The 504-nt window shown below is 53.6% G+C and carries 1 protein-coding gene; it reads left to right on the top strand.

Annotation, left to right across the window (positions count from 1 at the left end; genetic code table 11):
* Nucleotides 1-8 precede the first annotated feature (8 nt).
* A partial coding sequence (gene cas5e, locus FDW87_RS21810) for a type I-E CRISPR-associated protein Cas5/CasD (RefSeq protein WP_252363012.1) occupies nucleotides 9-504 on the top strand: 496 nt, incomplete at its 3' end.

A 504-nucleotide genomic window follows, 5' to 3' on the forward strand; every position in this document is an offset into this window, starting at 1 on the left:
TATTGGGATTGCTTGCTGCCGCCTGTGGTATCCGGCGTGAGGCTGCTCATCTGGATGAGTTTAACCGACACTACCATTTTGCCATACGACCGTTTTCTTCCCGCGAGCAATGGCTGCGTGACTATCACACTGTCGAAGTACCAAAAGAGAACACAAAGCGCATTTATTTCACTCGGCGTGATGAGCTGGTTCTGGGGCAGGAAGATCTCAACAATCCGATGATCACCACCCGCGAATATCGGTGCGATGCGCTGTTTCATATTGCTGTTAAGGAAACTGAAGGGGCACCGATAGTTTTGGAAAAACTGGCAGCTGCGCTGGAGGAGCCTGTATTTCCTCTGTATCTGGGGCGAAAATCTTGTCCTCCAGCCCTGCCGCTGGCGCCGCTGATACTGGACGGAACGTTGGCCCACGTTTTTTACCAGGCAGAGCAGGCGTTGATTTGCCCGGAACTGGCGGCAATCACTACCGCGTCCGATCTTTGCTATTGGGAAGGCGAGCCGC

The organism is Citrobacter sp. wls826 (assembly GCF_005281245.1).
Classification (GTDB): domain Bacteria; phylum Pseudomonadota; class Gammaproteobacteria; order Enterobacterales; family Enterobacteriaceae; genus Citrobacter; species Citrobacter braakii.